This window comes from Streptomyces sp. NBC_00207, assembly GCF_045160965.1.
Taxonomy (GTDB): domain Bacteria; phylum Actinomycetota; class Actinomycetes; order Streptomycetales; family Streptomycetaceae; genus Streptomyces.
Window position 1 is genome coordinate 9,155,885 of sequence record NZ_CP130715.1, and the last position, 21,394, is coordinate 9,177,278.

At 71.9% G+C, this 21,394-nt stretch carries 22 protein-coding genes and 1 pseudogene; 10 read left to right on the top strand and 13 right to left on the bottom strand.

The annotated features are described in order from the left end of the window. Positions 1-2: 2 nt before the first annotated feature. The 4 genes from OG472_RS42295 to OG472_RS42310 all read right to left on the bottom strand — a co-directional run bounded on the left by OG472_RS42295 (position 3) and on the right by OG472_RS42310 (position 3,666). On the bottom strand, positions 3-659 hold the full coding sequence (locus tag OG472_RS42295) for a class I SAM-dependent methyltransferase (RefSeq protein WP_405943081.1): 657 nt from the start codon (positions 657-659) through the stop codon (positions 3-5). A 54-nt stretch (positions 660-713) separates the two neighbouring features. After that, a complete protein-coding gene (locus tag OG472_RS42300) occupies positions 714-938 on the bottom strand; it encodes a response regulator transcription factor (RefSeq protein WP_401611525.1) in 225 nt (74 codons plus the stop codon). A 292-nt stretch (positions 939-1,230) separates the two neighbouring features. After that, on the bottom strand, positions 1,231-2,955 hold the full coding sequence (locus OG472_RS42305; RefSeq protein ID WP_405943082.1) for an acyl-CoA dehydrogenase family protein: 1,725 nt from the start codon (positions 2,953-2,955) through the stop codon (positions 1,231-1,233). A gap of 75 nt (positions 2,956-3,030) precedes the next feature. Continuing rightward, positions 3,031-3,666, bottom strand: coding sequence for a PadR family transcriptional regulator (locus OG472_RS42310; protein ID WP_405943083.1), 636 nt, complete (start codon positions 3,664-3,666; stop codon positions 3,031-3,033). Between the two features lie 197 nt (positions 3,667-3,863). Between OG472_RS42310 and OG472_RS42315 the strand changes: the two genes are divergently transcribed. Then, a complete protein-coding gene (locus tag OG472_RS42315) occupies positions 3,864-4,805 on the top strand; it encodes an alpha/beta fold hydrolase (protein ID WP_405943084.1) in 942 nt (313 codons plus the stop codon). Positions 4,806-4,812: 7 nt separating this feature from the next. Here the strand turns inward: OG472_RS42315 and OG472_RS42320 are convergent, their stop codons facing one another. Next, on the bottom strand, positions 4,813-5,037 hold the full coding sequence (locus OG472_RS42320; RefSeq protein WP_401611532.1) for a response regulator transcription factor: 225 nt from the start codon (positions 5,035-5,037) through the stop codon (positions 4,813-4,815). A gap of 253 nt (positions 5,038-5,290) precedes the next feature. Between OG472_RS42320 and OG472_RS42325 the strand changes: the two genes are divergently transcribed. Both OG472_RS42325 and OG472_RS42330 read left to right on the top strand, forming a co-directional pair. Continuing rightward, complete coding sequence (locus tag OG472_RS42325) at positions 5,291-6,754, top strand: amidase (RefSeq protein ID WP_405943085.1); 1,464 nt, start codon at positions 5,291-5,293, stop codon at positions 6,752-6,754. Positions 6,755-6,910: 156 nt separating this feature from the next. Beyond that, a complete protein-coding gene (locus OG472_RS42330; protein WP_405943086.1) occupies positions 6,911-7,462 on the top strand; it encodes a hypothetical protein in 552 nt (183 codons plus the stop codon). 88 nt (positions 7,463-7,550) lie between these two features. Here the strand turns inward: OG472_RS42330 and OG472_RS42335 are convergent, their stop codons facing one another. Next, the gene (locus tag OG472_RS42335; protein ID WP_401611519.1) at positions 7,551-7,892 is read right to left on the bottom strand and encodes a hypothetical protein; all 342 of its coding nucleotides are present in this window, start codon (positions 7,890-7,892) and stop codon (positions 7,551-7,553) included. Positions 7,893-8,133: 241 nt separating this feature from the next. Between OG472_RS42335 and OG472_RS42340 the strand changes: the two genes are divergently transcribed. Both OG472_RS42340 and OG472_RS42345 read left to right on the top strand, forming a co-directional pair. After that, positions 8,134-8,592 (top strand): alpha/beta fold hydrolase, encoded by a 459-nt coding sequence (locus tag OG472_RS42340; protein ID WP_405943087.1) that lies wholly within the window; start codon positions 8,134-8,136, stop codon positions 8,590-8,592. Between the two features lie 38 nt (positions 8,593-8,630). Continuing rightward, entirely contained in the window at positions 8,631-8,930 is a 300-nt protein-coding gene (locus OG472_RS42345; protein ID WP_405943088.1) for an alpha/beta fold hydrolase, read from the top strand. 97 nt (positions 8,931-9,027) lie between these two features. On the opposite strand, the pseudogene OG472_RS42350 reads toward OG472_RS42345, so the two are convergent. Further along, positions 9,028-9,569: pseudogene (locus OG472_RS42350) on the bottom strand (MFS transporter); the annotation flags it as partial. A 16-nt stretch (positions 9,570-9,585) separates the two neighbouring features. After that, positions 9,586-10,140, bottom strand: a complete 555-nt coding sequence (locus OG472_RS42355) for an HPP family protein (protein WP_405943089.1) — start codon at positions 10,138-10,140, stop codon at positions 9,586-9,588. Positions 10,141-10,469: 329 nt separating this feature from the next. Here OG472_RS42355 and OG472_RS42360 point away from each other — a divergent pair, with 329 nt between their 5' ends. Next, positions 10,470-10,850 carry a CU044_2847 family protein gene (locus OG472_RS42360; protein WP_401611514.1) on the top strand — a complete coding sequence of 127 codons (381 nt, stop codon included), beginning with the start codon at positions 10,470-10,472 and terminating at the stop codon, positions 10,848-10,850. Positions 10,851-11,142: 292 nt separating this feature from the next. Beyond that, positions 11,143-12,525: a S41 family peptidase gene (locus OG472_RS42365; RefSeq protein WP_405834630.1), complete on the top strand. Its 1,383-nt coding sequence runs from the start codon at positions 11,143-11,145 to the stop codon at positions 12,523-12,525. Between the two features lie 7 nt (positions 12,526-12,532). Here OG472_RS42365 and OG472_RS42370 read toward each other — a convergent pair whose 3' ends face one another. From OG472_RS42370 to OG472_RS42385, 4 genes are all read right to left on the bottom strand, one after another. Beyond that, complete coding sequence (locus tag OG472_RS42370) at positions 12,533-13,552, bottom strand: hypothetical protein (RefSeq protein ID WP_405834632.1); 1,020 nt, start codon at positions 13,550-13,552, stop codon at positions 12,533-12,535. 99 nt (positions 13,553-13,651) lie between these two features. Then, positions 13,652-14,086, bottom strand: a complete 435-nt coding sequence (locus tag OG472_RS42375) for a hypothetical protein (RefSeq protein WP_405835031.1) — start codon at positions 14,084-14,086, stop codon at positions 13,652-13,654. Positions 14,087-14,180: 94 nt separating this feature from the next. Continuing rightward, entirely contained in the window at positions 14,181-14,882 is a 702-nt protein-coding gene (locus OG472_RS42380) for a DUF4232 domain-containing protein (RefSeq protein ID WP_405943090.1), read from the bottom strand. A gap of 226 nt (positions 14,883-15,108) precedes the next feature. Beyond that, a complete protein-coding gene (locus OG472_RS42385; RefSeq protein WP_401611509.1) occupies positions 15,109-15,336 on the bottom strand; it encodes a hypothetical protein in 228 nt (75 codons plus the stop codon). Between the two features lie 550 nt (positions 15,337-15,886). On the opposite strand from OG472_RS42385, the gene OG472_RS42390 reads away from it, so the two are divergent. From OG472_RS42390 to OG472_RS42400, 3 genes are all read left to right on the top strand, one after another. Next, a complete protein-coding gene (locus OG472_RS42390) occupies positions 15,887-18,976 on the top strand; it encodes a DUF4132 domain-containing protein (protein WP_405943091.1) in 3,090 nt (1,029 codons plus the stop codon). 4 nt (positions 18,977-18,980) lie between these two features. Beyond that, complete coding sequence (locus OG472_RS42395) at positions 18,981-20,009, top strand: aminoglycoside phosphotransferase family protein (RefSeq protein ID WP_401611506.1); 1,029 nt, start codon at positions 18,981-18,983, stop codon at positions 20,007-20,009. Between the two features lie 65 nt (positions 20,010-20,074). Continuing rightward, a complete protein-coding gene (locus OG472_RS42400) occupies positions 20,075-20,866 on the top strand; it encodes a hypothetical protein (RefSeq protein ID WP_405943092.1) in 792 nt (263 codons plus the stop codon). Between the two features lie 24 nt (positions 20,867-20,890). Here the strand turns inward: OG472_RS42400 and OG472_RS42405 are convergent, their stop codons facing one another. Continuing rightward, the gene (locus OG472_RS42405; RefSeq protein ID WP_405943093.1) at positions 20,891-21,307 is read right to left on the bottom strand and encodes a hypothetical protein; all 417 of its coding nucleotides are present in this window, start codon (positions 21,305-21,307) and stop codon (positions 20,891-20,893) included. Positions 21,308-21,394 lie beyond the last annotated feature (87 nt).

Below are 21,394 nucleotides of genomic sequence, written 5' to 3' on the forward strand. Positions count from 1 at the left end.
CGTCACAGGTCGGCGACCAGGGCGTACCGCTCATCGTCCACCGGACCACCCCACAAGCCCGGGTCGCCGCTGAGAGGCTCCACGCGCACACGGGCCACGAGGGGGCGCACGGCCGCAGCAAGGGCTTCGGCGCTGAGTCCGCCGTTCCAAGGCAGTGATTCGGCGCCGGCCACATACGGGGCATCCTGCTGACCCGCCTCACGCCAACGCCCCTCGACCAGCACCATCCGGCCTCCGGGCCGCAGACGCGTCACCCACTCGCGCAGGGCGGCCTCCGGATCGGGCAGTGTCCACACCAGGTGCCGTGACAGCACGACGTCGAAGCGCTGCTTCCCGGTCGGGGGAGCCATGGCGTCGCCGACCAGGAAACGGCCCGCGAGGCCGGCGGTCGCGTACTTCGTGCGCGCCTGCTCGATCATGCGCGGGGCCAGGTCGACGCCGGTGGGCCGGTGCCCGGCCTCGGTCAGCAGCAGGGACACCGATCCGGTGCCGCAGCCGATGTCGAGGACGTCGGCCGGCCGGTCCGGCATCACCGACCGCAGGAGCCGGGCCCACGCAGCGCGCGTGTCGTCAGCCCTCAGCCCGTGGTCGGGCTCCTCGTCGAAGGTCGCAGCAGCGGCATCCCAGTAGGCGGTAATCAACTCGGTACGGTCAGTCATGGATCCAGGTTCTCAGGTCCCACTGACATCGGAGCGACGGTGTCGGTGTCGGTGTCAGAGTCCGAGGGCGATGGCCATGCGGGTCATTTCGGCGGTGCTGTTGATGTTGAGCTTGGCGCGGATGCGGCGGAGGTAGGCGTCGACGGTGTGCTTGGAGAGGCCCATGTGGCGGGCGGTCTGGAGGTAGGTGCGTCCGGCGGCGATGTGGCGCAGGGCTTCCCTTTCGCGGGGGGCCAGGGCGGTGGCTTCGGCGGTCGGCGCGGTGAGGGTGAGGCTCATGGGATTTCCTCCGACGTTGCGTCTCGGTCATCTCTGCTCGCGTCCTCGGAAGCAGGGGACTCTTTCCGGAATGTCGGTGTTTGTCCCTGATAAAGAGATTGGCTGCGTGACTTCATGGGGGTGTCCGCCGACTGTCACAGGCGTGTGACAGGGCCCACGACGCACGCCGGACCGGCGCATACCCGCAGGTAGCGCCGGGTATCCCGGAACGGGGTGGTGCCGCTCCGCCCGGCCCGGTGCCGTCCGGGCCGGGCGGAGCGCCCCTCGGCGGGCCGCCGAGGGGGCTGCTTCGCTACGGCGTCATTTCGTAGGCGCCGGAGAGGGCCTCGACCTGGGCCCAGACGCGTGCCGAGCGTGCCTCGTCGATGACCGGGCGGCGGATGGAGGCGAGTGCCCAGTTCTGCTGCTCCACCGTGGTGGAGTCCTTGCCGTGGAGCTCGATGGCGTGCTGGGAGAAGTCGCGTACGAGGACGGAGAACAGCTCGTCGAGCACGGACTCGTCCAGGTCCGTCAGGCGGGCCTGCTCCAGGATGAGCTGTCCGTGGACGACCAGCGCGAAGAGCTGACCCACGGAGAGGAGGAAGTCGAGGTCGCGGCCCTGCTCCTCGTCCGGGGCGATGGTGGCCGCGAACTCGCACAGGGCGTCGGCCTGCTCGCGGAAGCGCGCGACGTTGGGCACGGCGGCGTAGCCGTCGTAGGCGGGGCGCCAGTCGTGGAAGCGTACGGAGCCCAGGCCGCGGGCCGGTCCCTGCCGGAACAGGAAGTCGTCGTCGGCGGCGTCGAGGCGGGTCGGCACGGGCGCGTACTCGGCCGGGGCCAGGAGGTGGTTGCGCATGAACTTGAGGATCAGCGCGAGGTTGACGTGGACGGTGCCCTCGAGCTTCGGCAGGCCGCGGATCTCGACGGCGGCCTGGGCGAAGTAGTTGTCCTTCTCGAAGCCCTTGGCGGCGATGACGTCCCACATCAGGTCGATGACCTTCTCGCCCTCCGTGGTGACCTTCATCTTGGTCATCGGGTTGAAGAGCAGGTAGCGGCGGTCGTCGGGCCCGGCGGAGCGGAAGTAGTCGACGGCGCGGTCGCTGAACAGCTTCATCCCGACGAGACGGACGTAGGCGTCGGCCAGCTCGCGGCGCACGTGCGGGAAGGCGGTGACGGGGCGGCCGTAGAGGATCCGGTTGTGCGCGTGCGTCACGGCCTCGTACATCGCGTGCTCGCAGATGCCGATGGAGGCGGTGCAGAGGTTGAACTTGCCGACGTTGACGGTGTTCAGGGCCGCGTCGAAGGCGGCGCGGCCGGTGTGCAGCACGTCGGCGGCGGCCACCGGGTAGTCGGCGAGGCGGAACTCGCTGACGTACTTCGAGGAGTCGACGACGTTCTTCACGAGCTCGTACGCCGGGTGGCGGCTGTCGGCGGCGAAGAAGACGTAGCCGTCGGGGCCCTCGACGTCGGTGCGGCGGCCGAAGACGGAGACGAGGCCGGCAGCGTTGCCGTTGCCGATGTAGTACTTGGAGCCGCTGGCGCGGAAGCCGCCGTCGCCGTCGGGCTCCAGCAGCATGTCGGTGGAGTAGATGTCGGCGCCGTGGGACTTCTCGGACAGGCCGAAGGCGAACACCTCTCCCTCGGAGAGGAGTTGCGCGGCGCGGGCGCGGGCGGCGGCGTTGTCGCTCTGCCAGACCGGGCCGAGGCCGAGGATGGTGACCTGCCACGCGTACCAGTAGTCGAGGCCGTAGAAGCCGAAGATCTCGTTGAGGGCGGCGATCCGTGCGGTGTCCCAGCGCTTGTCCGGCTCGTCCTGGCCGGCGGCGGGGGCCGGCGTCAGGAAGGTCGCGAAGAGCCCTTCCTTGGCGGAGAAGGCGAGGAAGTCGGCCAGCCATGCACGGGAGCGGTAGTCCTCGATGATCCGGCGCTTGCCGCGGGCCTCGAACCAGTCCACGGTGGCGCGCAGGAGCCTGCGGGTCTCCGGGTCGAAGTGCTCGGGGTCGTAGGTGTGCGGGTGGAACAGCAGGGGGTCGGACATGGCGATTCACCTTCCGAGGGGTGGGTGTCGAAGGTCGCGCGGACGCGCGGAGGCAGGAGGTGGGGCGGGTGTGGTTCAGGCGGTCGTGGTCGAAGCGACGGACGCGGGATGCTCGGTCGGCTCGGTCGGCTCGGTCGGCTCGGTCGGCTCGGTCGGCTCGGGTCGGCCGAGCCGGTGGAGGGTGGCCAGGACGTCGTCGAGCCAGGCGATGGTCATCCGCTCCTGCGCGATGCCGCCGCGCAGCACCACGTGCTGGAGTTCCTGACCGGCGTCCAGCGGCGCGGGGGCATCGGGCCCGGTGAAGTCGCGCAGTTCCCCGGCGAGATAGCGCGCGAGTCGGTCCCGGTGTGCCTGCTGGTGCCGTTCGACCTCGCGGATCAGGGAGGCCGGGTCGTCGAAGGCCGCGCCGCGGATCTTCACGGCGAGGTCGTGTCGCAGGCTCTCGGGTTCGATCGGTTCGTGCAGCCAACGGGCGAGGGCGACGCGGCCGGGGTCGGCGGCCGAATACTCGTTCTTGTCCGGCCGGCCCTGCTGTGGGACGGTGCGGACGGTGAGCATCCCGTCGCTCTCCATGCGCTTGAGCACGCGGTAGATCTGCTGGTGCGTGGCGGTCCAGAAGTAGCCGATGGACCGGTCGAACCGGCGGGCCAGCTCATAGCCGGAGCCCGGCTTCTCCAGCAGGGAGACGAGGATCGCGTGTTCGAGCGCCATGCCGCGATCTTGCTATGCAACTTGTTGCACAGACAAGCGGCGGCAGCCAGGTGAGACGCGGCTCACCCGCGGCATGCGCGGGGCCGGCAGGTCACGCGAGCCGGTGATGCCGCGTCGTACGGGGCTGCCGGACGCCGGCGGGGCGGCCGGGCCGGGTCTGGTTGGCGGGGTGGTGAGGGGCGGGGGAGGGTGGGGGTATGCGATGGCGCGGGCCGGGCGGGGTGGTGGCTGCGGCGGCTGCCGTCGTCCTGCTCGTGGCGGGCACGCCGGGGCCGGGCGGCGGGGACACCGGGCAGCGCGTGGACGTCGGCGGCGGGCGGAGCCTGTACCTGCACTGCTCGGGTTCCGGGAGCCCCACCGTGGTGCTGCTGTCGGGGCTGCACGAGGCCTCCGACCCGTGGTCGCTGACCGACACCACCCCGCCCGTGCCGAAGGCCACGGCGGTGCTGCCGGGCGTGGCCGCCTTCACCCGCGTCTGCACGTACGACCGCCCGGGCACCATCCGCTATACGCAGCCACCGGCGCTCACGACCCGCAGCACGCCCGTCCGGGGAACCCGGGAACTGCCCGCCATGGTCCGGGACCTGGACCGGGTGCTGACCGCCGGGCACGTGCCGGGCCCGTACGTGCTGGTGGGGCACTCCTTCGGTGGGATGCTCGCTCTGCGGTACGCGCAGGAGCACCCGGAACGGACGCGCGGGCTCGTCCTGGTCGATGCGCTGGGGCCCGGGCTGAAGCCCGCGATGGGGGCGGACTGGGCGGCGTACGTCGAAGCGCTAAGGCATCCGGGCACGCCCTTCGACGCCGATCCGGATTTCGAGCAGGTCGACATCGACGGCGGCGTCACGGCCATCGACCGCGGTGGTCCGCTCCCGCCGGTTCCGGTCGTGGTGCTCAGCAAGACCGAACCCTTCGCCGCGCCGCCCACCATGTCCAAGGACCTGCTGGCGAAGCTCGAGGCGGCCTGGCCCGAGGCCCAGCAGGCGCTGGTGGGCCTGCGGCCGCAGACCCCCCACCTGCTGGCCACCGGCAGCGACCACTACGTCCAACTCCATGACCCGGATCTCACGATCGCGGCGGTCCGCCTGGTCGCGGACCGGGCCGCAGCTCGGCCGGGCGCGGTCCCCAGCGCCTCGTAGGCCGGTGTCAGAGTCCGAGGGCGATGGCCATGCGGGTCATTTCGGCGGTGCTGTTGATGTTGAGCTTGGCGCGGATGCGGCGGAGGTAGGCGTCGACGGTGTGCTTGGAGAGGCCCATGTGGCGGGCGGTCTGGAGGTAGGTGCGTCCGGCGGCGATGTGGCGCAGGGCTTCCATTTCGCGGGGGGCCAGGGCGGTGGCTTCGGCGGTCGGGGCGGTGAGGGTGAGGCTCATGGGATTTCCTCCGACGTTGCGTCTCGGTCATCTCTGCTCGCGTCCTCGGAAGCAGGGGACTCTTTCCGGAATGTCGGTGTTTGTCCCTGATAAAGAGATTGGCTGCGTGACTTCATGGGGGTGTCCGCCGACTGTCACAGGCGTGTGACAGGGCCCCCCGGTGCAATGGGGCCGGCATCGACTGCTTGACGTGCACGCTGCGGGGCGACAGCCTTGCTCGGAGTTACCGGCAGGTAAAGCGGAAGGGGTGGGCATGGACACGGACGGCGCACGGGGCGGGGAACAGGACCGGGAACAGGGCGGGGAACAGGACCGGGACGATGCGGAGTTGATGTTCCAGTCGGTCGAGCGGCAGGCCGAACTGGTGCGCACCGGCAAGATCACCTCCCGAGCCCTCGTCGAGGCCGCGCTGCGCCGCATCGCCCGGAACGACCCCGCCCTGGGAGCCTTCCGCATCGTCCTCGCCGAGGAGGCCCTCGCCGAGGCCGACGCCCGGGACGCGGAAGGGGCGGACGGCCCCCTCCACGGCGTGCCGATCGCGGTCAAGGACGAGCTGGACGTCGCCGGGCAGGTCACCACCTTCGGCGGCGTGGCCAACCGCACCCCCGTGACCGGCGACTCCGAGGCCGTACGCCGCCTGCGCGCCGCCGGAGCCGTCGTCATAGGAAAGACGACGATGCCCGAGTTCGGGCAGTGGCCCTTCACCGAATCCGCAGCCCACGGCCACACCCACAACCCCTGGGACACCTCCCGCACCCCCGGCGGCTCCAGCGGCGGCAGCGCCGCCGCCGTCGCGGCCGGACTGGTCGGGGCGGCGCTCGGCGGCGACGGCGGGGGCTCCATCCGCATCCCCGCGGCCTGCTGCGGGCTGTTCGGGCTCAAGCCCCAGCGCGGCCGCGTCTCCACCGCCCCGAACCCCCACCTCTGGTACGCCCTCGGCACCGTGGGCCCGCTGACCCGCACCGTGCGCGATTCCGCCCTGCTCTACGACGTCCTCGCCGGCTCCACCCCCACCGACCGATGGAGCGCCCGCCCGCCGGCCACCAGCTGGGTGCGTGCCCTGGAGACCCCGCCCGGCCGACTCCGCATCGGCTACTCGGCCAAGCCCGCCGTGCCCGGCGTACGCCCGCACCCGGAGCACGTCGAGGCCCTGCTGGAGACCGTACGGGCGCTGCGCGAGCTGGGTCACGACGTACGGGAGGTCAACCCCCGCTACCCGGACGCGACGGCCCCCTTCGCCGCGCAGTTCTGCGGCGGAGTGCGGGCTGAGGCCGCCGCGGTCGAGCGGCCCGACCTGCTGGAACGGCGCACCCGCAGCACCCTCGCGCTGGCCCGGATGGTCCCCGAGTCCGCCGTGGAGCGCGGGATCCGGGCGGGGGAGCGGCTGGCGCTGCGCGCCGACCGGATGTTCACCACCATGGACCTGCTGCTGACCCCGGTCATCGCAGAGCGCCCACGCCCGGTGGGCGCACTGGACGGCGCCGGGCTGCTGACGGCGCTGGCCCGCTCGCGCCCGATGGTCGCCTACACCGCGCTGTGGAACGTGACCGGGCACCCGGCCGCCTCCGTCCCTGCGGGCCACGGCTCGGACGGGCTGCCGCTCGCCGTGCAGCTGGTGGGCCGCCGCGACGACGAGGTGGCCGTGCTCCGGGTGGCGGCGCAGCTGGAGACGGCGAGGCCGTGGGGGGACCGGCGCCCGGAGCTGCCGACTCGGTGACCGATGCCGGCGAGGCAGGGGTATCAGGGCCCTTGATATCCGTCAAGTCACGAAATGCGGGGGCATGACGCGATTCGAGCGGCGGGGCTTACTTGAGTCATGGGTTCACGCAGAACCGGTGACCCCCTCCCCATCCCCCCACGTAGGAGTTCTCTGATGCCCCGCACCTCCCGCACCCTGCGTCTCGTGATGCTCACGGCCTCGACCTCGCTGGCGGCAGGAGCCGTCCTGCTGCCCACCGGCGCCTTCGCCGCCCCGGCGACCCCGCACACGATCACCCTCAAGGCCGACCGTGGCGGCAACGACCACGGCGACCGCCAGGACGAGGACTGGAACCAGGGCGAAGACCGGAACCAGGGCGAGGACCGGAACGACGACGGCTCCCGCGAGGACGGCTCCGGCGCGAGCGAGGAGCCGGGCACGGAGCAGGGCGGCTCCCAGGAAGAGGGCTCCGGCGAGGGCCAGGACGCTTCCCAGCCGAAGGACGCCGAGTCCGGTGTGGTCGAGGAGAGCTACTGCAACGACCCGAAGGCACTCCCGGGGCTGTGCGTCGACGGCAAGCCGCTGCCGAAGGGCGACGGCACCGTCAAGGTTCCGCAGGGCACGAAGCTGTGCCTCGGAATCGACACTCCCCAGCAGTGCGCGGACCGGCAGAGGCCCACGGTGCCGAGCCCCACGGGCAGCTCCACCGTTGAGCTCGCGGTGTGACCCGGGCGGCCGACCGCGAACGGACAGGGCACACACGAAGGGCGCGGCTCCTCAAGGGGCCGCGCCCTTCGGCGTCCGCGGCAGGACCTCAGTCGAGCGGCTGCTCGACCGTGCTGGTGCCGTGACCCTGCTGGGACTCCCACGTCCACGTCTCTTCCAGCCGCAGGCGGCCGTCGGGGAGTTCCGTGACGAGCGAGGTGCAGTGTCCGGAAGCGGTCGTGCCGTCGAGGCGGAGCTGCACGTAGCGGAAGTCGATGGAGTCGTCCGCCCGGGTGCCGACGAGGTAACCCCTGACCACGTCTCCTCCGGCGTACTCGGCCCAGACCCGGTCGTCCTGCTCGTGGTACTCGAACCGGGTCTGCCGGCCGACCTGGCCGGGCGCCTGGTCGGCCACGGGGACGAAGACGAGGCCGTCGAGCGAGCGCGCCACGGGTGACTCCTGGAGTAGGGCGGTCCGGGGCAGGCCCCGGCCGAGTGGACCGTCCGGGCCCGCCCGGGAGGCGGTGTGTCGGTTCGACCAGGTGGCCTCGGCGTGATCTTGTCCGTCCGTACAGGCCAGTCACCGCGAGACATGCCCAACGTACCGTACCGATGGGGGCCGTTGACCGCCCGGGCGTGGCAGCCGGACGGTCGGCGCGGCCCGAACGTCTCGGAGAGCAGAGGGATGCGACATGTTCAAGGTGGTCTCGTCCGACGGTACGGTGATCGCCTGTGAGCGACACGGCGACGCGGGCCCGACGCTCCTTCTCGTCGGCGGCACCTTGATGCCCCGCGCACGGCACGCCCCGCTCGCCGCGCTGCTGGCGCGTGACTTCAGCGTCGTCGACTACGACCGCAGGGGCCGCGGCGACAGCGGCGACCACCCCGACTACCACGTACAGCGCGAGATCGACGACCTGGACGCGGTGATCGAGCGGGTGGGCGGGCCGGTGTTGCTCTTCGGAATGTCCTCCGGAGCCGTCCTGGCCCTGGAGGCCGTGGCCAGGGGCAGCGCCGTCTCGGCCCTGGCCCTGTACGAGCCGCCGTTCGTCGTCGACGGGACCCGCCCTCCGCTGCCCGCCGACTACGTCGACCGCGTGCAGGCGGCCGTCGCACGGGGGAACGCGGCCGAAGCCTCGCCTACTTCCTGACCGTCGGCCTGGCCGCGCCGGACGAAGCCGTCGCCGGGATGCAGGACTCCCCGGTCTGGGCCGCCTGGGAGGCCACCGCCGCCACCCTGCCCTACGACGGTCAGGTGATGGCCGGCACCATGTCCGGCCGGCCGCTGCCCACCGACCGGTGGCGGTCCGTGAACATACCCGTCCTCGTGGCCTACGGCAGCGCGGGCGAGACGTACACGGCCAACGGGGCGAGAGAACTTGCCTCCCACGGCGACAACTACACCCTGCACGCCGTGCCCGGCCAGAACCACAACGTCGACCCCCACGCCCTCGCGCCGGTGCTGACCGCCTTCTTCACCGGCTCGTAGCGGCCGCAGCCTGCCTCCGGACGCCTGTTTCCGGACGCCGGGGCGGGTGGTCGTGCCGGGGGAGCAGGAACACGGGGTTGAACACGCCCATGCAGGTGATCAGGCCGCCGACGCAGGGCACGGCGAAGGCGAGGCCGTACTGCCAGGGCGTGAATCCGAGGTCGCGGACCATGAGGACGGCGAGCAGCGGCGATGCCGCCATGATCAGGCCGTTGACCAGGACCGTGTTGGCGAACAGCGGGCGCAGCGCCGAGTCGGCCACGATGTACCGCCACCCGGCGGCCAGGTCGCGGACTCGCAGCCGCGGCCGCGCTTCGGCGGGCGCGGGACGTGCCTCCCGCCCGCCGATCGCGCGGATCCCCACCGCCGAGAGCAGGTAGCTCACCGCGTTGGCCACCACGGTCATCACCGGGCCGATCAGGACGATCGCGGCCCCGCAGAGTGGCGGACCGAGCAGGGTGGCGGTCCAGATCGTGGACTCGAACCGCCCGTTCGCGACGAGCGGGTCCTCCGGCCGGACGAGCGCCTTCAGAGCAGCGCCACTGGCCGCCGTGAAGGCGGTGTCGGCCGCGCCGCGACGACCGACACGACCAGGACCTGGGCGAGGGAGAGCCGGCCGAGCGCGAACGCCACCGGCACGCCCCGCTCCGGCAGGTCACCACCAGTAGGCGGGGTACCTCGGCGCGTTGCGGCGAACACGTGAAGCGGCGTATCCGGTCAGGACCAGCAGGACCGTCGAACCGAACAACAGCGGGACGAAACGGCCGGCAGCGGGCGTCTGCAGCAAGACGATCACGGCGGTGGCCACGGCCGGCGAGTGCGGGGTGCGGGCGGCCATGTTCAGGGCGAGCGTGAGGCCGGCCGCCACGGCCGCCGCCCAGGCGCTGCTGCCCGCCACCGCGAGAACGCCGTAGCCCACGGCGCAGCCCACCAGGTGGCCGATGACCACACCACGCGGCTGGGCGAGCGGCAGGGCCGGGGCACTGTGGACCAGCGCGGCGCTGGCGGCCAGCGGGGGTATCAGCACCGGTTCGTGGATCATCGCGCCGATCGCGACGAGACCCAGCAGGACGGCGGTCGCTGCGCAGATGCTGTGCAGCGCCGCCGCCGGGGCCGGCCTGGCCGGGGGCCGCACACCGCTCTTCGCCCCGGGGCGAAGAGCGGTGGCAGGCATGGGGGGCTCGGGGCGCAGGGCCGTGTTGGTGCTCATGCAGGGAACGTCCGGGATAGGTGGCCGACAGGCCGGGGCAGGGCGGGAGGGTGCCCAGGCGGGTTGTCGCCGGGGCGGGGGCGGTCCGGGGTGAGGGTGGGCCGGGACGTCCGGTACGACGATATCCGGCTGGTACCCGACGGCTTCGCCGGGGGGCGAGGCCCGGCAGCCGACGGCCGCACCGCCGTCGGTACGGAGGCCCGCCCGGTGGCCGGCGGCCGAGTCGGGCGATCGTCCTGCACGAGCCGGGCACGACGTGCACAATGGCCGTCGGCGAGGTCGACGAGGTGCTCGTAAAGGTCCGTTGTCCGTGGGCGGGGAGAGAGACCATGGAACGCCAGATCCAGCAGATCGAACTGCCGGGCGGGGAGACCGTACTGGCCCGCGTGAGCGTGCTGCGCCCCGAGGACGTGCCCCCCGGATCGGACGAGTCCGCCTACGAGGACGTGGGCGCGCTCGACCACCTCACCGCTCGCGTGGACCAGCTGAACGAACTGGTCAGCGGCATCGGATCCGCCGTACTCGAATCCGCGCGCGCCGCCCGCCCCGACGAGGTCAGCGCCACCTTCGGGATCGAGCTGGCGGTGAAGCCGGGCAAGGCCGTCGCCCTGCTGGCGGACGGCGAGGCGAAGGCTGCGATCTCGGTCACCCTCACGTGGCGCCCCCGAGCAGGGGAAGGCACGGTGGCTCCGGACGACGCGAGCGGATGACCACGGCGAGACGCGACGCGCTCACACGCTGCGCCACGGTGCGACAGGCCCTGGGGCCGGGTTCGTCGTCGCGCCGGGCTGGGCCTGCGTACGGCTCCCCTTCTGGAATTTCGAGGCCGAGCCGCTGTGCGTACCCGCGTGGTGAAACGCCCTGACGTTCCGTCGTTGCGGGGGTTAACCCCCGGCCGGGTCACCGGTTCGCCGGATGTTCGCCGAGCGCGGGCCCCACCATGATCGTTTTCTGAGTGGGGCCGGGCAGGCCCGGCACGCCGAGGACGGGACGGGGAGCCGAATGGGACACAAGAAATTCAAAGGAGCCAAGGTCGTCACGGTCGTGATCGCGTCGGCCCTGGCCGCCGGGGCGGCCGTGCCCGCCGCCGCGGCGGGACGCACGACCAGCCGGATGGGTTCGGTCGACGGCGTCTGGCGCGTGGACGGCTACGGCACGGTCCTGTCGATCGCGGACGGGCGCCTGCGGGAGTACCAGACCACGGCGATGGGTTGTGTACCCGGCTACGAAGCCGTACGGACAGCCCCGGGCACCTACCGCGCCCCGGACGGCACCGTGCTCACCGTCCGCCCGCAGGGAGTGCTGCACGTGGCCGGATCCACGGGTGACCGCCGACTGCGGCGGCTCGCAGCACTGCCGGAGACCTGCGACCGGCAGCTGCCCACCGACCCGGTGACGGCCTTCGACGTCTTCTGGAGCACCTTCGAGGAGAACTACCCCTTCTTCGCGGGCAAGGGCATCGACTGGCACGCCGTGCGCGAGACCCACCGCCCCAAGGTCCACGCGGACACCACGAGGGAGGAGCTCTTCGACCTCTTCGCCGACATGGTGGGGCCGCTGTACGACGCGCACGTCGCCGTCGTCGAGCCGGGCCGCCGTCCGTTCGTCCGGCCCCGGCCGGGCACGCACGAGAATCCCGAACTGCTGGACGCCAAGGCCAAGGAGCACATCATCCGGCGGGACCTCGGCGGCACGCAGCCGCAGGAGTTCGGGAACGGCCGCATCTCCTACGCCGACCTGCCCGACGGGCAGGGCTACCTGCGGATCTCCGGATTCGCCGACTACGACGAGCAGGACCCCGGCTACGCCGCCCAGCTCGCGGAACTGGACCGGGCGCTCGATACGGTCCTCACCCCCGAGCGCACGGCGGCCCTGCGGGGGCTGATCATCGACCTGCGGGTCAACGGCGGCGGCGAGGACGCCCTGGGGGTGCACCTCGCCGGGCGCCTGACCGACACGCCCTACGTCGCCTACCGCAAGCGCACCCGCCACACCCCTCCGCAGGCCGTCAGAGTGGATCCGGCCCGGGACGCGCCCCGCTACACCGGCCCCATCGCCGTACTCACGGCCGGCACGACGTTCAGCGCCGGGGAATCCTTCACGCAGGCCCTCATCGACCGACCCGGCCGGACCATCCGCGTCGGAGAGTCCACCCAGGGAGTCTTCTCGGACGTCATGGTCCGCTCGCTCCCGAACGGCATGAGCATCCGGCTCCCGAACGAGGAGTACCTGACGCGCACGGGGACGACCTTCGACATCACCGGGATCCCCCCGCACCTGCGGACGCCGGTCTTCACCGAGGAGGAGTTCGAGCACAACCGCGACTCGGCCTTCGACACGGCCGCCGCGGCGCTGAAGAACCAGCCCCAGGGGCTGTCCGTCTGACCGACACTCATACGGTGGCGGGGCGCGTCCGAAGCCAGTACGAGCGGGCCGCGATGGTCACGGCGACGCCATAGACGGCGAAGGCGACCATCCCGATCCAGCCGACCAGCAGCGCGTCGCCCGAGGAGGGGAAGTCGCCGCGCCGCATCGGCGCCACGCCGGCCGTGGCCAGGACCAGGTACCCGACCCCCGCCACGCCGTACGGGGCGAGTGTGGCGGCTCCGAGCACCGCCGGGGCCAGCGGGAGCCAGCGCGGCACCCGCCGGCCGCGAAGGAACAGGGTCCAGCGCGGGAAGACCTGCCCCCACGGGCGGACCAGGCCCCAGAGCAGGAAGACGCCGAGTACGGCCAGCAGCGCGGTGGGGTCCAGGCCCCAGGACTCCAGGGCAAGGAAGAGGCCCGAGGCGCCGTTGCGTTCCGACATGGCGAGCATCTCCGCACCGGATATCCCCGCGAACGTGCCGCCGGACGCCCAGACGAGCTTCATCGCCGCGTACGGGACAAAAGCCAGCGTCCCGGCCCAGGCGGCGAGTTGGACGGGCTGCGGTGCAGCGGACGGCGCTCGTACGGCAGTACCGGCAGGCCGGCGACCGGACCGGGCCGTGGCCGTGGCCGCGAGCAGGACCGCCCCGACCGCAGCCAGGGCCTTGTTCGCGGCGGAGGCGCGGCTGTCCACTCCCTGACCGAGCATCAGCGTGATCACGTCCATCAGGAGACTGAACGCGGTGATCCCGGCCAGCCCGCAGGCCACCCAGAGCAACGCCCGCACCGCTGGCCTCAGCCCGTACAGCACCACCGCGCCGCTGGCCATCGTCGCCACCGCGCCCACCGCCGCGACCGCCCAACCCAGTCCGGAGGTCCTCGAGTCGCCGCCGTGGTAGAGCAAGGGGGTCCCGCTCAGTGCGCACGCCAGGCCGAAGCCGGCATACAGCACCGCCCACAGCATCGTTGCCCAGGCCACCCGGCGGGGCCCTCGCCGCCACCGGGCGCTCCGGAGCGCCTTCATCGTCCGTTCGGCACCAGTCATGCTCCCCACGGTGCAGCGACCGCGGCGGGGTGGCGTCAGCCGCCGGAACGATCTCCCTCCCCCTGCCGGGTGAGCCACTTCCGGCCGGGCAGGGGCGGGTCAGCCGAGGAGAGGGCTCAGAAGGTCAAGCGTCAGGCGGTTCCCCCAGTCGTTGGTCAGGACGGCGCTCATGCCTTCGTAGCGCACCCTGACGAACGGGTTGGAGTGGAACATCACGGCGACCCACTGCAAGGAGCGGTCGGCGTCGAGGCGGGCGAGGTAGCCGATGTTGCCCATCCCGCCGCCCCCGCCGGACATCCACCCGGATCCGTCCGGCAGGGGGCTCTCGAAACAGGTGTCCACCTCGTCGGTGCCGTGTTCCTCAACGGCCCGGGCCACGTCGAACGGCTCTCCGATACGGAAGGGAATCGGCTGCCCGGCGTCCGGGTGGAAAGCCCCCGGACCGTCGACATGCAAGTCCAACCCGGTGTCGTCGGGACGGTACAGCCCGTCGTGGAGCGGCATTTCCCCCGCCTGCCAGAGCTCGTCGACCATCCCCACGGCCCATCCCACCCCTCGACTACTGAAAACGTGCTGGATCCGAAGTCTGACGGTTGCCGGGCGGCAGGGCATCACTCACCGACTTCGATCAGCGGTTGCCCGACCTGAACAGGAAGTCCTCGACCGCACCGAGATCGGTGTTCCAGTAGGTGACCCGGGGGTCGGGTCCGACCGTGAGGGAGCCGACCTCGTCCGACAATCTGATGTCGAGCGGTGCGACATCCCTGTTGCTGTCGAGGGCGCGGTCCTGGTAGCCGAGCGAGAACGACGTGACGGTCCTCGTCTGCTGGCCCGCCCGGAAGACGAACACGCCTGCGTACGCCTTCTCCTTCGGCCCGATCGTGGCGACGGCCCGCGGCTTGGATTCCGTCGCACCGACCGGAGCCCCGATGCCGGTGCCGAAGCGGACGTACGGGTAGTGGTAGAGGGTGCAGGCCTTGTCGGTGAAGTTGGTGGCCGTGATGAGGAGGTGCTGGCCCGAGTCCTGTCGCCACCCCGACGTGTCGATCGACAGGTCGTTGTCGTTGCAGGCCGCGGTGCTGCTGCCACCGCCGCTGCCCGGCTTGGCCGAGCCGTCACCCGCGCTCTGCGAAGGGGCCGTCGAGCCCCCGCCTCCGGGCCTGGTGGTGCCGGAGGGGCTGGCGGCGCCGCTCGCACTCGGGGTGCCGGAGACGCCGGGGTTCTTGCCGTTGTCCGTGCCGCCGGAGTCGCAGGCCGTGGACGAAAGGAGCGCGGCCACCGCCGCAGCCCCAAGGGTGTAGGTTTTCCAGCTCGTGCGGGCAGTGCGCATGGTGGCCCCCGTGTGCCTTCACATGGCTCAAATGGTGTTCGACCATTCGGTTCTGCCCTGCGGAATCGCTGAAATCCCCTTTCATCGCGACCGTTACGGACTCAGGACGTGAAGGTCACCGTTCCGCCCAAATGGCCATGGCCCGTCCGGAAACTCCGGGTCACAGCGGCATGGGAACGTGACGCTGTGCAGCCCTCGTTGGAGCCGCACAGCGTTTCCTTGTTCGTCAGCAGTCGTGGCCGTACCCTCCGCCTCGGTAGTCGTCATCGTCGTCGTCGTACCAGCCGTGGTGGTGGCCCCGGTCGTGGTCCCAGCCGCCGCCGGTCACGTACGTGGCGGAGTGGGTCGGGGTTGCCGCCGAGGCCGTTCCGGCGGCTCCGATGGCGGCGCCGCCGGCCATCAGAACGCCGATGGCGGAAACCGCGAAGAGCCGCTTCACTCTCAGTGCTTGCATGGTTCAGAACCCTTCTTGTTGCTGTGGCACGAAGATTTCTCTTCCTCCTCACCAAGAGATGCACGCGCTGTAGCTGTGGTCATACACATGTGATGTGATGAGTGCATATTCCCCGTCAACGCGGCCTCGTCGGGCCACGGACTTTCTGGGCTGGTGCGCACATCCGCACGCCCCGCGCGCTGGCGCACACTGCAGGCCAAGGTGTGTTTCCCGCAGTTGCCACAGTTACCTACGGATGATACTAGTCACCGACCCGCCGCTTGGCATCTCGGGTTGAGCGGCGGGCGGCGGCGCCCGGCGGAAACGTCACACGGGCAGCGCCCCGGCGGTGAGCACCGACAGGGCCGTCGCCCGGCGGGGCGGGCGGCTGCCGGGACCGCCGAGGCGTCCGGCGCGCCCCCTCCGGTGGCATCAACGGCCCGGGGGAGTGCTGTCAGTGGGTGCCAGTAGGTTGTGATTGCCTGCTCGGTAAAGCGGCGGGCGCCGATGCACCACGGGGGTACACACGATGAGTTCGACCACTGCATGGAGGACTGCCCGGGACCATGAGGTGACACTCGATCCCTGGGCCGAGCCGAAGCCCGTGCTCCGCTGCCGTACCGCGGCCGGGCGGGAGCTGAAGAAGGTGCCGGCTGCGCTCAAGGCTGAGCCGCTGGTGCAGGAGTTGACCGCGCTGGCGGAATGGATCGGCGACCATGCCGCCCAGGCGCAGACGAGCGTCGAGCGGTGGATGACGCAGTCGCTGCCGGTACCCGCCGTGTTGATACGGCAGGTGTGGCCCGACCCGTACTGGCAGCGCGCCCTGCGGTACGCGGTGATCACACCGTACGAGGAGTCCGGGGGCGAGCCGGACGTGCGGCGTGCCGGGGTGCTCACGGGCATCAGGCAGGGCCCGGGCGGCGGGACGCTGGTGGTGACGGGGCTCGACGGGGAACGCGAACTGGACGACGCCGTGGTCGTGATTCCGCACCCGGTGCTCCTCGACCCCCACGGCACCGGGCTGCTCGAGCGCTGGCGGAAGCTGCTGGATCCCCTGGGAGGGGAGCAGGGGATCCAGCAACTGCACCGCGAGGTGTACGTACGGCCCGAGTGCTCACCCGCGCCCGCCCCGGGAGGGCGGAGCACGCGGGAGGGCATCACGGTCTTCTACGGCGCCTCGTACGAGTCCGGTGCGCGCTTCGAGGGCACGGTGGCGCGGTTCGGCGGACGTATCGGCGGGGAGCGCGCCCGTTTCGCCTTCGGGCACCAGGGACGCGCGTACGGCGTGGTGGCGGACCTGCGGTACCAGGGACCCGTGGCGCCGGTGAGCCTGCACGACTTCTGGTTCACCGACGCCCTGGGGCGCCAGGGGGCAGGGGCCTACGACGTGGTGCCCCGGACCGCCTGGTCCGAGGGGATCAGAGCCATGGTGACCCTCTACGACGAGCGGGAGGCCGACGCGGGGCGCTTCTCCGGGACCATGCCGGCCGACGGGGCATCCGGGTACCAGTCCTTCCTCGTCGCGTGCGCGGAGTACGCCGCGGCGGACGCACCGGAAGCCGGACCGCCCGAGGCGCGGCAGCCTGCCGACGCACGTCAGCTCCTCCACGCGGGCGCAGTGCTGGCGGGCGACCCTGCAGGCCCGGGCGAGGATCTGCTGATCGCGCGCCGCTACGGATCGCCGCTGCTGGAAGGCGACGGGCATTTCGTACGGCTGGTCGTGGCGCGCGCCGTCGAGGCGCAGGACGCGGTGGCGCGGGCGCTGGGCCTGGAGCCGGACGCGGGCGAGGCCGCGCCGGTCGGCAGGACGCCGCTCCGGCCCCTGGACTTCCTGTCCCGGGTCTGCCGGGTGCACCCGGAACTGGCACGGCAGGCGATGGGGCTGCTCGCCCCGTTGCGCACGTGCGCCAAGACGGCTGCGACGAAGCCGGGCCGGGCCGCGACCCAACTCCAGACGAGCCTGAAGAAGCTGACCGCGCCTCACCCCGCGCTCCTGCCGTTCGCCCTGGACGAGGGCGCGAGGATCGTGGCCGCGGCGGGCAGCGTGGCGATGGCCAAGCCGCTCTACACCGAGGCACGGGCCGCGCAGCAGAGGCTGGGCGGCATCGACGAGGATGCCCTGCGGGAGCTCGTGTCGGAGTTCCGCGCGCTCGGGGTCGTCGACGTGAAGCAGCTCAGGCAGTACCGGGACGACCTGGCCGCCCGCTCGTCGGCGGCCGAGGCGTACGGGAGCCACCGCCGGCTCGTCCTCGAGTCGTGCCGCAGGGAGAGCGCGCCCCCCAGGTCCTTCGTCCGGGACGGGGTCACCTACCACCGGCAGCGGGACATCCCCGGGTCCTTCGCGGTGGACCTGGCGGAGGGGAACGGCGGCCCGTTGGCCGCCGACGACACCAACACCGAGATCTTCCACCTCCTGCTGCGCGGCGGCGCACTGGAGACGGCCGACGCGTCCGTGTGGGAAGCATGGGCGGCGCCTCTGGAGCGGGACCTGGCGGAGCACCCCGACACGGCCGTACACCTGAGGACCCACCTGCCGGAACCCCGGGGTTCCTCGGCCGTCGCGAAGACCGCTGCCGCCGAGGCATGGTTCGCCCTGATGACACGCCTCGGCCTGCTGGAGCGGTTCACCGGAGGGGCGGAGCCCGCCTCCGCCGAGTCGGCGAGGGCCGCGAACGAATGGCTGACCCTGTTCCTGCGACGGTACGCGGGACTGCGCCGGCCCGTCGCCGGCCTGGAGCCGGTGGTGGCGTCGATCGCGGCACGGATGCGCGAGGCCGGTGAGACCCGCGAGCCCCTGCTCGGATTGCAGAGCAGATCGCTGGGCGGTGACTTCTGGGGCGTGGGCGTCGATCTCGACCTGCTCGCCCTGATGAAGCGGGTGGGCATGCCACTCGGCGCCCCGGCGGGCGATCAGCGCGTCTTCGCCCTCCAGTGGATACAGCGCCGGGGGACCGACGGTGTCGAGTCCGTACTGGCCGACCCCGTGTTCCGGGACCCGATCCGCACCGAACTGACCGGCACCGTACGGGGGAGCCTCGGCTACACCGTCACACGGCACTGCCTGACGCCGTTCCCGAAGGTGACGAAGCGGGTGGCCGCGCTGGAACCGCTGCGGGAGGTGATGGCAGACATCCTCGACGAACGTGCTCGCCGCCTGCGGCAGGGCGGCGCCGACGCCCTGTTCGCCCTTCAGGACCTGCTGCTCCATGTCGAGCCCTTCGTCGTCGCCGGGGCTGCGAAGCACTTCGACGCGTACGTACGGGAGGCACTGGCCGTCGAGCCGGCCGCCCTGCTGGCGGACGCCCTGCGCGCCCACTGCCTCACCCATGAACATGACGGCGCCCGCAACGGGACGGACGCGTGCGCACTGCGGGAGGTGACCGTGGACCACGCGCGGAAACTGCTGGAGTCGACGGACGCGGCCACACGGCAACGCCACACGCAGGTGTTCACCGTGGAACCGGCCACCCGCAAGAGCCGGTACCTCGCCTTCGCCCCGGAGTCCGAATTCGCGCGGGACCTGCTGCCCGGGATCGAGGAGGCGCTGCCGCGCATCGCGGACGACTCCTGCAGGTCGCAGGCGCTCGGGGTCGTGCAGGGCGTGCTGTGGTGCGAGACGTGGCAGGTGACACTGCGTCAGTTCGTGCGCGTGAGAGGATGAGTTCATGGGGACACCACTGCCGTTCGGAGACTTGCTGCGTGCTGAGCTGGGAGTGCCCAAGGGCTCCATCCGGCTGGGCAGCAGCCCTCGCTCGCGCGTCTGGCGCGTCGAGTTGCCGACGTCGACAGCGGTGGTGAAGCAGTTCGTCGACGAGCCTGACGCCGACGAGCGGTACGCACGTGAGGTGGCCGCCCTGCGGCTCGCCGCCCGCGCCGGAAATCCCGTCGTGCCGGCGTTGCTGGCCACTGATCCCGGCGAGCGGGTCCTGGTGCTGGAGCACCTGGAACACCAACGCCCGGCCGGCGACTGGATCGTCGACTACGCAGCCGCGCTGGCGCGGCTGCACGCCACGGCCAGCCCGGATGACGTGGGGGTACTTCCCCGGTGGCAGGGCCCGGACCAGGCCGACATCGACTCCTTCCTGCGTCTGGCCGGTGCTCTGGAGGTTCCCGTCACGTCTGCCGTGTCCGGCGAACTCGACGACCTCGTCGCCCGGCTCGACCAGGCACCCGGGCACGCCCTGCTCCACGGAGACCCCTGCCCCGGCAATGATCTCCACACGGCTGCGGGGATCAGATTCATCGATTTCGAGCAGGCCTCGTTGGGCAGCGGCCTGATGGAGCTCGCCTACCTGCGCATCGGCTTTCCGACCTGCTGGTGCGTCACTTCGGCGTCGGAGCCGCTGCTGGAACGGGCGGAGAACGCGTACCGCGAGGAGTGGCGCACCGCGACCGGCTCGGAAGTCCGGGGCGGGCTCGCCGACGCGTGCGCGGGCTGGCTGATCCGCGGTGACGCGCTGGTACAGCGGGCATACCGCGAAGGCACGGACCACCTGGCCCGGATTCCCCACCAGGACTGGACGTGGGGCACCGCGACCGCCCGGCAACGGCTCGTTCACCGGCTCGGAGTCGTGGGCCGGATGACGGCCGGCCACACCTCTCTCGGCGGCCTGAGCAGCCTCAGCACCGCCATGCGCCGGCACATGCTCGCCCGCTGGCCCACGCTTCGGCCCGTCCCGGCAGAGCGGCCTTGAAGGACGCTCGGGACTGCTGCGACGCAGATGGGCGAGGCACCGGCGGCGGGTGAGATCCTGAGCGGATGCACACATCACCCGCCGCCGTGGCGGCCGCCCAGTGGCCGCAGGCCGCCTCCGGGGAAACCGACTGGCTGCGGGAACTGGCCGGCGATGACGGGCTCACCGGGTTCATGCCGCCGGCGCTGCCCGACGCGGCCTGGGTCCTCCACTCCATGCACCAGCACGAAGTCGGGCCGACCGACATGCCGTACGTCGCGTACAAACGGGCCGTGCTGATGGGCGGAGGGCCCGAGATCGTCCCGGGCCTCGACCCCACGGAGGTGCTCACCGGCACGGTGGGCGAGCACCCCGGACCGCGATGGCACCGACTGCGCTGGGCGGAGCTCTCACGACGGACCGGTGATCCCGTGACGCCCGAGGAGCAGTGGCCCGGCCCCTACACCTGCTTCCCTTCGCTCAGAGAGTCGGGCGGATGGCCGGTCGGCATCGCCGTACCGTCCGAGGGCAGCCTGAACCGAGCCGACTGGAACCGGCTCGTCGAGATCCTCACCGCACACAGCCCGCAGGGGCCGGACACCCGCTGCCTGGCCTACTACACCCCGTTGGGACAAGGGGCCGAGGACTTCGACAACCTGCACGTCCGGGCCGGCCGGCTCGCGGACGCCAAGGTGTTGTACGACCACCCAGAGGAAGAGGGGTGGACCCCGTCCAACTTCTGGGCCCACGACCGGTCCTGGGTCCTCTGCACGGACTACGACCTGTGGGCCACCAAGGTGGCGGGCCCCGCGCCGCTCGTCGAGGCCCTGCTCGACGACGCGGAGATCGAGGCCGTACGGCTGTCCGAAGCCCTCTGACCCACCGGCTGTTCCGCAGGTCGCCTACCGCCCCCACACCGGTTCCAGCGCCCGGCTCAGGCGCTCCAGCGACTCTTCCGCCGTACCCCGTACCTCCGGGTGGTTCGCGCGGAATGCCTCCCAGTCCACGGACCACAGTGCCACCGCGTCCAGGCGCAGGGCGGCGTCCACGGCATCGGCAGCCGCACGGCCTGCGGTGCGCACGACGGTCGGCCCGGTGCCGTCACCACGGGGTATCGCCGTCAGGACGGGCGGCTCCGGGAGCCACTCGTCGCGGGCGAAGTCCAGCCACACCTCGCTCGGCGGCAGGCCTTCCGCCTGCGAGGGGATGCTCAGGCGTATGCCCGGGGTGTCGTACTCCGAGTAGGTCCAGGTGCCGCCGTCCCGGTCGGCGTCCGCCTCGAGGACCACACCCGGCGCGGTCACCGGCCGCTCACGCACCAGGTCGAGCAGGGTTTCGTGCGGCGGGCAGCACTCCGGCTCCGCGCCACTGCCGGACGGCCTCCACCGCCTCCACGTACGGATACG